A 13,688-nucleotide genomic window follows, 5' to 3' on the forward strand; every position below is an offset into this window, starting at 1 on the left:
GTCAGCCTTTTTCCAGGGAGACCAGTAAAACGTCCACGCCGCTGCTGCCGACGATACTTTTCGCCGAGCAGGTGGCGCGCGAAAACAGGCTATGGTTGTGATTGCCGCATATCACCAGGTCCACGTGATGCTGCTGGCAAAAATCCTTGATGTGGTGGTTCAGTTCGCCGCTGGCAATCGTTACGTTATCAATAGGGTAATCGGCTTCTTTCGCCAGAGCGGAGAGAAAATCTCGCGTTTCTTCATGCATTAAGTCCCGCAGGTTTTCCAGCATTGGCGCCGCAAACTGGTTATATAGCTCCGGGTCGGTGGCCAGCGTAATCAGACTGACTTTGGCATCCAGCGGGCGCGCGATAGAGACCGCTTTATTGATAAGCACGCGGCTTTCCGGCGTTGGGGCGACGGCAACGAGCAGATGAGAATAGGGCATCAGGCCTCCTTCAGATACGCGAATCGATACGCGAAATAACCCTTCCTCCTTTCTTTACTCCCATTTTTTATCTCCCGCAAGGTCTGTCCATCACACATCAGGCGCCCGGTTTTTAGGCGGGAGCAATCACGTTTTCGCCAGCCGGGATTTAGTTTTGGTCATTCGTTTTGCCATAAAAGAAACGCCGTTTTATAAATAGGTGATGCGTGTCTGTCGGCTTGATAAGCGTCGCGCCATCGGCCATTTCCCCGGCGGCGCGGGCTTGCCGGGGCTCCCCCCCCCCTAAGCAACAAAACCCGACATGGCCGGGTTTGACGCTTAGCAGCGCCAGGTGGTGTCGCTGCCGGGTGTATTTTTTGTAGGCCTGATAAGCGTAGCGCCATCAGGCATTTCCCCGGCGGCGCGGGGCTTGCCGGGGCTACAACTCCTGCGCCATCGGCATTTCCCCGGCGGCGCGGGGCTTGCCGGGGCTACAACTCCTGCGCCATCAGGCATTTCCCCGGCGGCGCGGGGCTTGCCGGGGCTACAACCCCTGTGCCATCAGGCATTTCCCCGGCGGCGTGGGGCCTGCCGGGGCGACAAAATCACCGGCCTGACTTACATACGCTCGACGGTTTCAATCCCCAGCGTATCCAGACCCTGCTTCAGGGTTCTGGCCGTCAGCTGCGCCAGCTTCAGGCGGCTGTTGCGTACGGTTTCGCTCTCGGCGGTGATAATCGGGCAGTGCTCGTAGAAACCGGAGAACAGGCCGGCCAGATCGTAGAGATAGGCACACATGACGTGCGGCGTCCCTTCACGGGCCACAACGGTCAGCGTCTCTTCGAACTGCAGCAGGCGCGCGGCCAACTGCGCTTCGCGCTCTTCGCTAATGATAACCGGCGCCGCAGCCAGCGCCTGCGCGTCAACTTCCGCTTTACGGAACACGGACAGCACGCGGGTATAGGCATACTGCATATACGGCGCGGTGTTGCCTTCGAACGCCAGCATATTATCCCAGTCAAACACGTAGTCGGTGGTCCGGTTTTTGGACAGATCCGCGTACTTCACTGCGCCAATACCGACCGCATTGGCCAGTTGTTCCAGCTCATCGGCAGGCATCTCCGGATTCTTCTCGGCCACCAGGCGGCGCGCGCGCTCCAGCGCTTCGTCCAGAAGATCGGCAAGCTTCACGGTACCGCCGGCGCGAGTTTTGAACGGCTTACCATCTTTGCCCAGCATCATGCCGAACATGTGATGTTCCAGCGGTACCGATTCCGGCACGTAGCCCGCTTTACGCACGATAGTCCACGCCTGCATCAGGTGCTGGTGCTGACGGGAGTCGATATAGTAGAGCACGCGGTCGGCGTGCAGCGTTTCATAACGATACTTCGCACAGGCGATATCGGTCGTGGTGTAGAGGTAGCCGCCATCCTTTTTCTGGATGATGACGCCCATCGGTTCGCCTTCCTTGTTTTTGTACTCATCAAGGAATACCACGGTCGCGCCTTCGCTCTCGGTCGCCAGACCTTTCGCTTTCAGATCGGCAACAATACCTGGCAGCATCGGGTTGTAGAGACTTTCCCCCATCACGTCATCGCGAGTCAGGGTGACGTTCAGACGATCGTAGGTAATCTGGTTTTGGGTCATGGTGATATCAACCAGCTTGCGCCACATCTCCAGGAAGTACGTGTCGCCACCCTGGAGTTTTACCACGTAGTTACGGGCGCGTTCGGCAAAGACTTCATCTTCGTCATAATGCTTTTTCGCATCGCGGTAGAAGCCTTCGAGATCGGACAGCGCCATCTCGCCGGCGTTTTCCTGCTGCTGTTTTTCCAGCCAGGCGATTAGCATACCGAACTGGGTGCCCCAGTCGCCAACGTGGTTCGCGCGGATCACCTTATGACCGAGAAACTCCAGCGTACGGACGGCGGCGTCACCGATGATGGTGGAACGCAGATGGCCGACGTGCATCTCTTTGGCGACGTTTGGCGCGGAGTAGTCAACGACGATAGTTTGCGCCTGCGGCTGAGCGACGCCCAGGCGCTCTGATGCCAGCGCGCTGTTCACATTTTCTGCTAAAAAGGCCGGGTCGAGGAAAATATTGATAAAGCCGGGCCCGGCGATTTCAACCTTGTTGGCAATCCCGTTAAGGTCGAGATGAGACAGTACCTGCTCTGCGAGTTGTCGCGGCGCCATACCCAGTTTTTTCGCTACTGCCATCACGCCATTGGCCTGATAGTCGCCGAACTGGATTTTTGCTGACTGGCGGACCTGAGGTTCGCAATCGGCAGGCGCACCTGCCGCGATCAGGGCCTGGCTGACTTTTTCTGAGAGAAGAGCCTGAATATTCACCGGAATACCTTACGTTTAAGGCGCTATAACCCCTGCGGGGCGGCGCCGGAATGTGGACAAATTAGGGCAGGAGTATACTGCATTTGCGCCCATGCGTCAGCACCGCGCGCGCGTTGCCGGGCGGCACGCTTAATGAATCGCCACTCGGCGCGCCCCGCGGAAGATTCCCGGTTGGTCGCCGCCGGGAAACACGATAAATTACCCCCCTTTGACGTGCATTGAGGTGCAGTATGGCAAACTGGCAGCAAATTGATGAGCTAAACGATATTTCCGCGGATCTGCCGCGTTTCACCGACGCGTTAAGCGGACTGGCCAGGCGACTTGGTCTGGATATCTCCCCGCTGGATGCCGACCATATTTCCCTGCGCTGTCACCAGAACGCCACGGCGGAGCGCTGGCGTCGCGGTTTTGAACAGTGCGGCACGCTGCTGTCGGAAAATACCATCAACGGTCGACCTGTCTGCCTGTTTAAACTGAATGAGCCGGTTTCGGTGGCCCACTGGCGTTTCAGCGTGGTTGAGCTGCCGTGGCCGGGGGAAAAACGCTATCCGCATGAAGGATGGGAACACGTTGAAATCGTGCTGCCGGGCGAGCCGGATGCGCTCAATGCCCGCGCGCTGGCGCTGCTGTCTGATGAGGGATTGAGTCAGCCGGGGATTTTTGTCAAAACCAGCTCGCCGAAAGGCGCGCGCGAACGACTGCCAAACCCGACTCTGGCGGTGACGGACGGCAGCGTCACGATTAAATTTCACCCGTGGTCAATTGAGCAAATTGTCGCTAGCGAACAATCTGATGCGTAACAGTGTGAAGCGACGCGGTATTTGAACGGATAAATCATGACATGCTGTGTTGCCCGCAGCGTAAGGAGAAGGAAATGACGCTACTGGAAGTCTGCTGTTATAGCATGGCCTGTGCGCAAGAGGCGCAGCGTTGCGGCGCCGATCGCATTGAACTCTGCGCCGCGCCGCATGAAGGGGGATTAACCCCGTCGCTGGGCGTGTTGAAAACAGTACGTGAAACGGTGACCATTCCGGTGCATCCGATTATTCGCCCGCGCGGTGGTGATTTTTGCTACACCGAAAGCGAGTTTGCGGCGATGCTCGAAGATGTAGCGACGGTCAGGGAGCTGGGTTTTCCCGGCGTGGTCATTGGCGTGTTGGATGTCGATGGTCAGGTCGATAGCGCGCGCATGCAAAAAATCATGGCGGCGGCCGGTTCGCTGGCGGTCACGTTTCATCGGGCTTTTGATATGTGTGCGGATCCGTATCAGGCTTATCGTGCGCTGGCCGATTCCGGCGTCGCCCGTATCCTGACATCGGGTCAGCAGGCGAGCGCTGAAAAAGGTCTTTCATTAATTATGGAACTTATTGCCCTGGGGGATACTCCAACAGTTATGGCTGGTGCAGGTGTTCGAGCGGCCAACCTGGCAAAGTTTCTCCAGGCAGGCGTAAAAGAGGTGCACAGCTCGGCCGGGCACTGGGTGCCATCGCCAATGCGCTTTCGTCATTCCGGGTTATCAATGTCCGCCGATGCCGACGCAGATGAATATTCGCGCTATGCCGTTAATGGCGTAGCGGTGGCAGAAATGAAGCAAATCATTTCTGCGCAGAGAAGTTAAACCGTTTTTTGCTGCACATCATGTCGCCCAATATGATGATTGCCCGTACCAGGCCCCTGCAATTTCAACAGGGGTCTTTTTTTGACCTTTATTTGCGCAGCGCTGACTTTTTCGCCAGCGACTGCTGGGTTTCGGGTTTGTTGGCAATAATCACCGCGCGCACCGGCGCCGGGTAACCTTCAAGCGTTTTACTGCTGTCGTCGGGGTCGAGGAAGTCAGCCAGCGACTCCGTAATCATCCATTCGGTACGGCGCTGCTCTTCGGTAGTGGTGGCGCAGACATCGACAATCCGCACATCGACAAATCCACACTTCTCCAGCCACATTTTCAACGCCGCGGCCGACGGAATAAAGTAGACGTTGCGCATCTGCGCATAGCGGTCGCCCGGTACCAGCACGCTATTTTCATCCCCTGCGATAACCAGCGTCTCCAGTACCAGTTCGCCACCGTCGACCAGCTGATCTTTGAGCTGCCATAAATGGTCGAGCGGCGAGCGGCGGTGGTACAGCACGCCCATCGAAAAGACGGTATCGAAGGCGTTGAGCGGCGGAAGCTGCTCAATACCCAGCGGCAGCAGGTGGGCGCGCCGATCGTTACCCAGCAGCTTACGCACCGCTTCAAACTGGCATAAAAACAGCTGCGTCGGGTCGATCCCCACCGCCAGATGCGCGCCGGCGCCGATCATGCGCCACATGTGATACCCGCTGCCGCAGCCAACGTCGAGAATCGTGCGCCCGGTCAGGTCGGAGAGGTGCGGCAATACGCGCTCCCATTTCCAGTCAGAACGCCATTCGGTATCGATATTCACGCCGTAAAGCGAGTAGGGCCCTTTGCGCCAGGGCATCAGGTTTTTCAGCAGGTTTTCTATGCGTAGCCGATGGCCTTCGCTTAACGGCGTTTCGCTTTCGGCGGTGACGCTATGCAGCAGGTCCAGGCGATACGGGGCCAGTTCGGGCAGAAACTCTACGGCCCGTTCCCACTCGCGGAATTTGCCGTGCAGAGCTTCCCGTTGCCAGGCCGCTACCTGCGCGGGGAGGGTCTCCAGCCAGTGAGATAGCGGGCTGAGAGCGATACGTTGATAAAAATGATTGAAATCGATCATGCTTTTTCCTCTGATTTCACCGCCACCAGTGAACCAAAGTTAAAGCACTGGAACCACAATTCGGCATGTTCAAAACCGGCTTTATGCAGGCGGGCTTTGTGCGTTTCGACCGAATCGGTCAACATGACGTTTTCCAGCATGCTGCGCTTCTGGCTGATTTCCAGCTCGCTGTAGCCATTGGCGCGCTTAAAGTCGTGATGCATGTTGAACAGCAGCTCGCCAACATGCGCATCTTCAAAACTGAATTTTTCGGACAGCACCAGCGCGCCACCGGGGTTCAGCCCCTGGTAAACCTTATCCAGAATAGCCTGGCGTTCATCGGGGGCCAGAAACTGAATGGTGAAGTTCAGCACCACCATGGAGGCGTTGTCGATGGCGATATCACGAATATCGCCTTCCACAACCTCAACGGGCGTTGGCGCTTTGTAGGCATCGATATGGCGACGGCAGCGCTCGACCATAGCCGAAGAGTTATCCACCGCCACAATTTTGCAGCCAGGGTGGGCAATGTTACGCCGGATAGAGAGCGTTGCCGCCCCAAGCGAGCAGCCGAGGTCGTAAACCTGGGTATCGGGCTGAACGAAGCGTTCAGCCAGCATGCCGATCATAGAAATGATATTGGAATAGCCGGGCACGGAGCGCTGGATCATATCCGGGAAGACTTCAGCAACCCGTTCATCAAAGGTCCAGTCGCCGAGGCTGGCAATCGGCGCGGAAAAAAGCGTATCGCGGTGAGACATAACGTTAAACCCGAAAAAACGAAAACGGCGTATTGTGCGCTAATGTAAGGAGAAAACCAACTCCCAGGGCATATACCACAGATTCGCGAGCACCATCAGCAGCAGGGCGCACCAGGTGGCGCTCATTCCGGAGCGACGCCAGCTGAAGAGCCGGTGGTGAAAACCGTAAGAGTGCATCAGTCGTCCGGCAATCAGCAGCATTCCGCAGAGGTGCACCATCCAGTTTTGCGCGCCATTCATCTCCATAAACAGCAACAGAATGATACCAATGGGCACATACTCAACGGCATTGCCGTGCACGCGGATAGCAACCTGCAGCTCGCTAAACCCTCCGTCACCATACCCGACGTGGTATTGCGTGCGCAGGCGTACAACATCGAAAGAAAACTTGATGAGCAATAACGCACCCAACACCGCGTACAGCGCGCTGACCATACAAAAAACTCCCTTTTACTCTTTCAGATGGCTCCGATTAGCATAGCAGGATATCAGAAAAGCGCGGTTTGCTGCGGAATTGACGGTGCGTCCCCGACTTCAGGCATCACCCGGCGTAAATCTTGCCAAAGCGTGCTGACCAGCTCCGGGGCCTGCGCGATGTCCGGGGTGTGGAGAAATAAATAGGGGGTCGTCGACGGGCTCCATTTCGCTAAGGTCTGCAGCCAGACACCAAACAGCCGGTGGTTATGGGCCATGTCGTCGCTGCCGATAAAGCGTACCAGCGGATTACCCGCGGTCACCACGGCATGAACCGGGAGTTTGGGCTTTTTACGCTGGGCGTCAATCATCGCCGGATTTCTCGCGATGGCGCTATGCACCGGGCGACTGTCGAGGATGGCGCGATTCACGTTACGTTGATGCAGCCCGCGATTGAGCGCCTTTTCGGCGTCCCCTTTGGCGAAAAACTCCGGATGCCGCACTTCGACGCCATAGGTGAAATGGGCCGGCAGCGTATCGAGAAACTGCCACAGGGCAGGGAGATCGCCGGGGCCAAAGGTGGCGGGCAGCTGCAGCCAGTACTGGCCAATACGTGTTTCCAGCGGTGCCAGACGGTCAAAAAACTCACGACTTAAATCATCACAATGACGCAGCGCGGCCTGGTGCGTAATCGTCGCCGGGAACTTAAAACAGAAGCGAAAATTATCGTGGGTTTGCTCATACCAACGGCTGACTATTTCAGCCTTCGGCAGGGCGTACAGGGTCGTGTTGCCTTCCACGCAGTTAAAGTGGCGAGCATAATCTTCAAGGCTGGTGATGCCCAGACGCACCCACTTAGGGTGCGACCATTGGGGGAGCCCGATATAAATCATAAGGCGGCGAGAACGTCCTCGGTACTGCGCACGCGAGCGATGCGCGGGAAAATATGCGTCATGCTGCCCTGGTGCTGCCCGGTTGAGGCGGCGCTGCAGGCGTCTTCAACAATAACCAGATTGAAACCCAGCTCCCAGGCATTGCGCGCGGTGGATTCAACGCCGATGTTGGTGGCGATGCCGCAGAGAATAATCGTATCAATACCGCGACGGCGTAGCTGCAGCTCGAGGTCGGTGCCATAGAAAGCGCCCCACTGGCGTTTAGTGACCTCGATATCGCTCTCCTGCTTGCCTAGTGCTGCCGGCCAGGCCCACCAGTTTTCCGGCAGCGCATGCGCGGCGCTCTGAGCATCAACCGGTTGCTTTAGCGCCTCGGCAAAATCAGCGGACCAGCCTACGCGGACCATAATGACCGGTGAACCGTGCTGGCGGCACTTTTCAGCCAGACGGGCCGCGCGCGTTACCACGTCATCGGCACGATGCGGCCCGCCGGCGAAGGGCAAAATGCCCTCTTGCAGATCGATGACGACGAGCGCTGTTTTTTTTGCGTTGAGTTCTGGCATGGTATCCCCGTATCTTCTTCTGTGATTTGGCCGTTACAATACCGTTGCCGATCCGGCTCAAGGGTAACAATTTTTGTTAATTTTTGTGAGCACAGGCAATAAGCGTACAGCAAAGCAACGTACAAACTGCGTCGGGCTTATCGTGCGGCGGAAATTCTATTATAATGACCGCCTTTTTTCATTCAGTTGTGACATTCAGCTAAAGCTGCGACTCCGTCGCCTGCGAGGCAGGCAACAATCCGCCTGCGGCTAAGTTAAGGGATATCTCATGCGTACAGAATATTGCGGACAGCTACGTCTGTCCCACGTGGGGCAGCAGGTGACTCTGTGTGGTTGGGTCAACCGTCGTCGTGATCTTGGAAGCCTTATCTTCATTGATATGCGTGACCGCGAAGGCATCGTGCAGGTGTTTTTCGATCCGGATCGTGCGGAGGCGTTAAAGCTGGCTTCCGAACTGCGCAATGAGTTTTGCATCCAAATCACCGGTACCGTGCGTGCGCGCGACGAAAAAAACGTCAACAGCGAGATGGCCACTGGCGACATCGAAGTGCTGGCTTCTTCGCTGACAATCATCAACCGTGCAGAAGCGCTGCCGCTTGACTCCAATCATGTCAACACCGAAGAAGCGCGACTGAAATACCGTTACCTGGACCTGCGTCGTCCGGAAATGGCTCAGCGTCTGAAAACCCGTGCGAAAATCACCAGCTTCGTACGCCGCTTTATGGACGATCACGGTTTCCTCGATATCGAAACCCCAATGCTGACCAAAGCGACCCCGGAAGGCGCGCGCGACTATCTGGTGCCGAGCCGCGTTCACAAAGGCAAATTCTACGCCCTGCCGCAGTCTCCTCAGTTGTTTAAACAGCTGCTGATGATGTCCGGCTTCGACCGTTACTATCAGATAGTGAAATGCTTCCGTGACGAAGACCTGCGTGCGGACCGCCAGCCGGAATTCACCCAGATCGACGTCGAAACCTCCTTTATGACCGCGCCGCAGGTGCGGGAAGTGATGGAAGATCTGGTTCACAAACTGTGGCTGGACGTGAAAGGTGTCGACCTGGGCGCCTTCCCGGTGATGACCTTCGCGGAAGCCGAGCGCCGCTACGGCTCTGATAAGCCGGATCTGCGCAACCCAATGGAGCTGGTCGATATTGCCGACCTGGTGAAGGCCGTCGAGTTTGCCGTCTTCTCCGGCCCGGCCAATGATGCCAAAGGTCGCGTCGCCGCGCTGCGCGTGCCTGGCGGCGCGGCGCTGACCCGTAAACAAATTGATGAGTATGGCAAGTTCGTTCAGATTTACGGCGCGAAAGGCCTGGCTTACATGAAAGTCAACGAGCGTGCGAAAGGTCTCGAAGGCATCAACAGCCCGGTGGCGAAATTCCTCGACGCAGACATCGTGGAAGCGATTCTTGCGCGCACCGGCGCCCAGGATGGCGATATGATTTTCTTCGGCGCGGATAACAAGAAAGTAGTGGCCGATGCGCTGGGCGCGCTGCGTCTGAAGCTGGGTAAAGACCTGAGCCTGACCGACGAAAGCAAATGGGCACCGCTGTGGGTTATCGACTTCCCGATGTTCGAAGATGATGGTGAAGGCGGACTGACCGCGATGCACCATCCGTTTACTTCGCCGAAAGACATGAGCGCGGATGAACTGAAAGCGGCGCCGGAAACGGCGATTGCGAACGCCTACGATATGGTCATCAATGGCTACGAAGTGGGGGGCGGCTCCGTGCGTATCCATAATGGCGACATGCAGCAGACCGTCTTCGGTATTCTGGGCATCAACGAGCAGGAACAGCGTGAAAAATTCGGCTTCCTGCTGGACGCGCTGAAATACGGTACGCCGCCGCATGCCGGTCTGGCCTTCGGTCTTGACCGTCTGACCATGTTGCTGACCGGTACCGATAATATCCGTGATGTTATTGCCTTCCCGAAAACCACCGCGGCGGCCTGTCTGATGACCGAAGCGCCGAGCTTTGCTAACCCGGCTTCGCTGGGCGAGTTAGGTATTCAGGTTGTGGCGAAAGAGACAAAAGAGTCTGCGGAGAATAAGTAAGATGTCATTCAAGCTTCCCGTTTCCGTTCTGGTGGTCATTTATGCCGAAGATACGAAGCGGGTGCTGATGTTGCAGCGACGCGACGATCCCGCCTTCTGGCAGTCGGTAACCGGCAGCCTGGAAGCGGGGGAGAGCGCAGCGCAAGCCGCCGAGCGTGAAGTAAAGGAAGAGGTCGCGATTGATGTTGCTCATGAGCAACTGACCTTAATGGACTGTCAGCGCACGGTGGATTTCGAGATATTTTCTCATTTACGTCATCGCTACGCGCCGGGCGTTGAGCGCAATACGGAATTTTGGTTCTGTCTTGCGCTCCCTCATGAACGCCAGATTGTCTTCACGGAACATCTGGATTACCGCTGGGTCGATGCGGCAGAAGCCGCCGCCTTGACCAAGTCGTGGAGTAACCGGCAGGCGATTGAAGAATTTGTAATTAACGCCGACTAATCTTCCCGGCCATTCGCAGGTCGAAAGGCTGCGGGAAGCAGGCATTTTTGGAGAGTTTTTTATGGCAGGTCATAGTAAATGGGCCAACACCAAACACCGCAAAGCGGCACAGGATGCCAAGCGCGGTAAGATCTTTACTAAAATCATTCGTGAGCTGGTTACCGCAGCGCGTCTGGGCGGCGGCGATGCCGCTTCCAACCCGCGTCTGCGTGCGGCAGTGGATAAAGCGCTGTCCAACAACATGACCCGCGACACGCTGAACCGCGCTATCGCCCGTGGCGTTGGCGGCGACGAAGACGCGAACATGGAAACCATCATTTATGAAGGTTACGGCCCTGGCGGCACCGCGGTCATGGTTGAATGTCTGAGTGACAACCGCAACCGTACCGTTGCCGAAGTTCGTCACGCTTTCAGCAAAACCGGCGGCAACCTCGGTACCGATGGTTCCGTGGCCTATCTGTTCAGCAAAAAAGGGGTCATCTCTTTTGAAGCGGGCGATGAAGACGTGATCATGGAAGCGGCGCTGGAAGCCGGTGCGGAAGACGTGGTGACCTATGACGATGGCGCGATTGACGTCTATACCGCATGGGAAGAGATGGGCGCGGTGCGCGATGCGCTGGAAGCGGCTGGCCTGAAGGCTGACGCGGCCGAAGTATCGATGATTCCGTCGACCAAAGCGGATATGGATGCGGAAACCGCACCGAAACTGCTGCGTCTGATCGATATGCTGGAAGACTGCGATGACGTGCAGGAAGTGTATCATAACGGCGAGATCTCTGATGAGGTCGCCGCAACGCTCTAATGTTGCTGACCGTTAAATCACTAACCGGAGGTGCGTGATGGCCATAATTCTCGGCATTGACCCGGGGTCACGCATTACCGGTTATGGCGTGATTCGTCAGGTCGGGCGGCAGCTGAGCTATCTTGGCAGCGGCTGTATCCGGACCAAAGTTGACGATTTACCGTCGCGCCTGAAGCTGATTTATGCTGGCGTGACGGAAATTATCACCCAGTTTCAGCCGGACTATTTCGCCATTGAGCAGGTATTTATGGCGAAAAACGCCGACTCAGCGTTGAAGCTGGGGCAGGCGCGCGGCGTGGCGATTGTCGCGGCGACGAATCAGGACCTGCCGGTGTTTGAGTATGCCGCGAGGCAGGTTAAGCAAACCGTTGTCGGCATCGGCAGCGCGGAAAAAAGTCAGGTGCAGCACATGGTGCGCACGTTGCTTAAGCTTCCCGCCAACCCCCAGGCGGACGCGGCGGATGCGCTGGCTATCGCCATTACCCACTGCCATGTCAGTCAGAACGTGGCTCAGATAAGCGAGACGCGGCTCAATCTGGCGCGTGGGCGCTTACGATAACCCCAAATCAGGCTGGATATTCATCCAGCCTTTTTTTATGATACCGCAGATACTTTAGCCCTTAACGCAGGAGCTCCATGTGATAGGCAGACTCAGAGGCATCGTTCTCGAAAAACAACCCCCGCTTGTGTTACTGGAAACGGGAGGCGTGGGCTATGAAGTACATATGCCAATGACCTGTTTTTATGAACTGCCGGATGTGGGCAACGAGGCCATCGTTTTTACCCATTTTGTCGTTCGCGAAGATGCGCAGCTGCTGTATGGTTTTAATAACAAGCAGGAACGCACCTTGTTCAAAGAGCTGATTAAAACCAACGGCGTCGGGCCAAAGCTGGCGCTGGCGATTCTCTCCGGTATGTCGGCGCAGCAGTTTGTTAACGCCGTGGAGCGTGAGGAGCTGGCGGCCCTGGTGAAACTGCCGGGTATCGGTAAGAAAACGGCTGAGCGTCTGATCGTGGAAATGAAAGACCGGTTCAAAGGTCTGCACGGCGATCTGTTTACGCCGGCGGCGGATCTGGTGCTGACGTCACCTGCTGGCCCGTCTGATGATGACGCGGAGCAGGAAGCGGTTGCTGCGCTGGTGGCGCTGGGCTATAAACCTCAGGAGGCCAGCCGGATGGTAAGCAAAATCGCGCGCCCGGATGCCAACAGTGAAACGCTAATTCGCGAAGCGCTCCGCGCCGCGTTGTGAGGTAAGGGATGATTGAAGCAGACAGGCTGGTATCGGCAGACAGTGCCGGGTTTGAAGAGACGGCCGACCGCGCAATCCGCCCGAAATTGCTGGCAGAGTATGTCGGTCAGCCGCAGGTGCGCTCGCAAATGGAGATTTTTATCCAGGCGGCAAAGCTGCGCGGCGATGCGCTCGATCACCTGCTGATCTTTGGCCCGCCGGGGTTGGGGAAAACGACGCTGGCGAATATCGTCGCCAATGAGATGGGCGTCAACCTGCGCACCACCTCCGGTCCGGTGCTTGAGAAGGCGGGCGACCTGGCCGCTATGCTCACCAATCTCGAACCCCACGACGTGCTGTTTATTGATGAAATACACCGCCTTTCACCGGTAGTGGAGGAGGTGCTGTATCCGGCGATGGAAGACTATCAGCTGGATATTATGATCGGCGAAGGGCCCGCGGCGCGTTCTATAAAAATCGATCTGCCGCCGTTTACCCTGATTGGTGCTACCACGCGCGCGGGGTCATTAACCTCGCCGCTGCGTGACCGCTTCGGTATTGTGCAGCGCCTGGAGTTTTACCAGGTTCCTGACCTGCAGCATATCGTCAGCCGCAGCGCTCGCTATATGGGGCTGGATATGAGCGACGAAGGCGCGCTGGAAGTCGCCCGGCGCGCGCGCGGAACGCCGCGTATCGCTAACCGCCTGCTGCGCCGGGTGCGCGACTTTGCCGAGGTGCGCCATGATGGCACCATTTCGCTGGAGATTGCCGCTCAGGCGCTGGACATGCTCAATGTTGATGCGGAAGGGTTCGACTATATGGACCGCAAACTTCTGCTGGCGGTGATCGATAAATTCTTCGGCGGTCCCGTCGGCCTGGATAACCTGGCGGCGGCGATTGGCGAAGAGCGGGAAACTATCGAGGACGTTCTGGAACCGTATCTGATCCAGCAAGGTTTTTTGCAGCGCACGCCGCGCGGGCGCATGGCGACGGTACGCGCCTGGAATCACTTCGGCATCACGCCGCCGGAGATGCCGTAGCCTGGCGCCCGGCAGGGGCGCGATG

15 protein-coding genes are annotated in these 13,688 nt (G+C 57.2%); 8 read left to right on the forward strand and 7 right to left on the reverse strand.

Annotated elements, in window-relative coordinates; translation table 11 throughout:
- Position 1 precedes the first annotated feature (1 nt).
- Both uspC and argS read right to left on the reverse strand, forming a co-directional pair.
- Positions 2-430 carry a universal stress protein UspC gene (gene uspC, locus CWM52_RS00395; protein WP_100682285.1) on the reverse strand — a complete coding sequence of 143 codons (429 nt, stop codon included), beginning with the start codon at positions 428-430 and terminating at the stop codon, positions 2-4.
- Positions 431-1,027: 597 nt separating this feature from the next.
- Positions 1,028-2,761 (reverse strand): arginine--tRNA ligase, encoded by a 1,734-nt coding sequence (gene argS / locus CWM52_RS00400; protein ID WP_100682286.1) that lies wholly within the window; start codon positions 2,759-2,761, stop codon positions 1,028-1,030.
- 230 nt (positions 2,762-2,991) lie between these two features.
- Here argS and CWM52_RS00405 point away from each other — a divergent pair, with 230 nt between their 5' ends.
- Both CWM52_RS00405 and cutC read left to right on the forward strand, forming a co-directional pair.
- A complete protein-coding gene (locus CWM52_RS00405; RefSeq protein ID WP_100682287.1) occupies positions 2,992-3,561 on the forward strand; it encodes a VOC family protein in 570 nt (189 codons plus the stop codon).
- A gap of 74 nt (positions 3,562-3,635) precedes the next feature.
- Positions 3,636-4,379, forward strand: a complete 744-nt coding sequence (gene cutC / locus CWM52_RS00410) for a copper homeostasis protein CutC (protein WP_100682288.1) — start codon at positions 3,636-3,638, stop codon at positions 4,377-4,379.
- 88 nt (positions 4,380-4,467) lie between these two features.
- Here the strand turns inward: cutC and cmoB are convergent, their stop codons facing one another.
- From cmoB to CWM52_RS00435, 5 genes are read right to left on the reverse strand one after another with little or no spacing between them, the layout of a single operon-like run.
- Positions 4,468-5,481 (reverse strand): tRNA 5-methoxyuridine(34)/uridine 5-oxyacetic acid(34) synthase CmoB, encoded by a 1,014-nt coding sequence (cmoB, locus tag CWM52_RS00415; protein WP_100682289.1) that lies wholly within the window; start codon positions 5,479-5,481, stop codon positions 4,468-4,470.
- The gene (gene cmoA, locus CWM52_RS00420) at positions 5,478-6,221 is read right to left on the reverse strand and encodes a carboxy-S-adenosyl-L-methionine synthase CmoA (protein ID WP_100682290.1); all 744 of its coding nucleotides are present in this window, start codon (positions 6,219-6,221) and stop codon (positions 5,478-5,480) included. Before cmoA ends, cmoB begins: the two co-directional genes overlap by 4 nt.
- A 39-nt stretch (positions 6,222-6,260) precedes the next feature.
- Positions 6,261-6,656 carry an MAPEG family protein gene (locus CWM52_RS00425; protein ID WP_100682291.1) on the reverse strand — a complete coding sequence of 132 codons (396 nt, stop codon included), beginning with the start codon at positions 6,654-6,656 and terminating at the stop codon, positions 6,261-6,263.
- A gap of 53 nt (positions 6,657-6,709) precedes the next feature.
- Positions 6,710-7,528, reverse strand: a complete 819-nt coding sequence (locus tag CWM52_RS00430) for a DUF72 domain-containing protein (RefSeq protein WP_100682292.1) — start codon at positions 7,526-7,528, stop codon at positions 6,710-6,712.
- Complete coding sequence (locus CWM52_RS00435; protein ID WP_100682293.1) at positions 7,525-8,091, reverse strand: hydrolase; 567 nt, start codon at positions 8,089-8,091, stop codon at positions 7,525-7,527. Before CWM52_RS00435 ends, CWM52_RS00430 begins: the two co-directional genes overlap by 4 nt.
- 268 nt (positions 8,092-8,359) lie before the next feature.
- Between CWM52_RS00435 and aspS the strand changes: the two genes are divergently transcribed.
- The 6 genes from aspS to ruvB all read left to right on the forward strand — a co-directional run bounded on the left by aspS (position 8,360) and on the right by ruvB (position 13,663).
- Entirely contained in the window at positions 8,360-10,147 is a 1,788-nt protein-coding gene (aspS, locus tag CWM52_RS00440; RefSeq protein ID WP_100682294.1) for an aspartate--tRNA ligase, read from the forward strand.
- A gap of 1 nt (position 10,148) precedes the next feature.
- Positions 10,149-10,592, forward strand: a complete 444-nt coding sequence (gene nudB / locus CWM52_RS00445) for a dihydroneopterin triphosphate diphosphatase (protein ID WP_100682295.1) — start codon at positions 10,149-10,151, stop codon at positions 10,590-10,592.
- Between the two features lie 61 nt (positions 10,593-10,653).
- A complete protein-coding gene (locus CWM52_RS00450; RefSeq protein WP_100682296.1) occupies positions 10,654-11,394 on the forward strand; it encodes a YebC/PmpR family DNA-binding transcriptional regulator in 741 nt (246 codons plus the stop codon).
- A gap of 37 nt (positions 11,395-11,431) precedes the next feature.
- On the forward strand, positions 11,432-11,953 hold the full coding sequence (gene ruvC, locus CWM52_RS00455) for a crossover junction endodeoxyribonuclease RuvC (RefSeq protein WP_100682297.1): 522 nt from the start codon (positions 11,432-11,434) through the stop codon (positions 11,951-11,953).
- 79 nt (positions 11,954-12,032) lie between these two features.
- On the forward strand, positions 12,033-12,644 hold the full coding sequence (ruvA, locus tag CWM52_RS00460; protein ID WP_100682298.1) for a Holliday junction branch migration protein RuvA: 612 nt from the start codon (positions 12,033-12,035) through the stop codon (positions 12,642-12,644).
- 8 nt (positions 12,645-12,652) lie between these two features.
- Positions 12,653-13,663, forward strand: a complete 1,011-nt coding sequence (gene ruvB, locus CWM52_RS00465) for a Holliday junction branch migration DNA helicase RuvB (protein ID WP_100682299.1) — start codon at positions 12,653-12,655, stop codon at positions 13,661-13,663.
- The last annotated feature ends 25 nt before the right edge of the window (positions 13,664-13,688 follow it).

It is taken from the genome of Raoultella sp. T31 (genome assembly GCF_002806725.1).
In the GTDB taxonomy this organism is placed as follows: Bacteria; Pseudomonadota; Gammaproteobacteria; order Enterobacterales; family Enterobacteriaceae; genus Klebsiella; species Klebsiella electrica.

Excerpts from the sequence above, each read along its gene's own strand:
- uspC (WP_100682285.1), bottom strand. The coding sequence starts at position 430 with ATGCCCTATTCTCATCTGCTCGTTGCCGTCGCCCCAACGCCGGAAAGC.
- CWM52_RS00405 (WP_100682287.1), top strand. The coding sequence starts at position 2,992 with ATGGCAAACTGGCAGCAAATTGATGAGCTAAACGATATTTCCGCGGAT.
- cutC (WP_100682288.1), top strand. The coding sequence starts at position 3,636 with ATGACGCTACTGGAAGTCTGCTGTTATAGCATGGCCTGTGCGCAAGAG.
- cmoB (WP_100682289.1), bottom strand. The coding sequence starts at position 5,481 with ATGATCGATTTCAATCATTTTTATCAACGTATCGCTCTCAGCCCGCTA.
- cmoA (WP_100682290.1), bottom strand. The coding sequence starts at position 6,221 with ATGTCTCACCGCGATACGCTTTTTTCCGCGCCGATTGCCAGCCTCGGC.
- CWM52_RS00425 (WP_100682291.1), bottom strand. The coding sequence starts at position 6,656 with ATGGTCAGCGCGCTGTACGCGGTGTTGGGTGCGTTATTGCTCATCAAG.
- CWM52_RS00430 (WP_100682292.1), bottom strand. The coding sequence starts at position 7,528 with ATGATTTATATCGGGCTCCCCCAATGGTCGCACCCTAAGTGGGTGCGT.
- CWM52_RS00435 (WP_100682293.1), bottom strand. The coding sequence starts at position 8,091 with ATGCCAGAACTCAACGCAAAAAAAACAGCGCTCGTCGTCATCGATCTG.
- aspS (WP_100682294.1), top strand. The coding sequence starts at position 8,360 with ATGCGTACAGAATATTGCGGACAGCTACGTCTGTCCCACGTGGGGCAG.
- nudB (WP_100682295.1), top strand. The coding sequence starts at position 10,149 with ATGTCATTCAAGCTTCCCGTTTCCGTTCTGGTGGTCATTTATGCCGAA.
- CWM52_RS00450 (WP_100682296.1), top strand. The coding sequence starts at position 10,654 with ATGGCAGGTCATAGTAAATGGGCCAACACCAAACACCGCAAAGCGGCA.
- ruvC (WP_100682297.1), top strand. The coding sequence starts at position 11,432 with ATGGCCATAATTCTCGGCATTGACCCGGGGTCACGCATTACCGGTTAT.
- ruvB (WP_100682299.1), top strand. The coding sequence starts at position 12,653 with ATGATTGAAGCAGACAGGCTGGTATCGGCAGACAGTGCCGGGTTTGAA.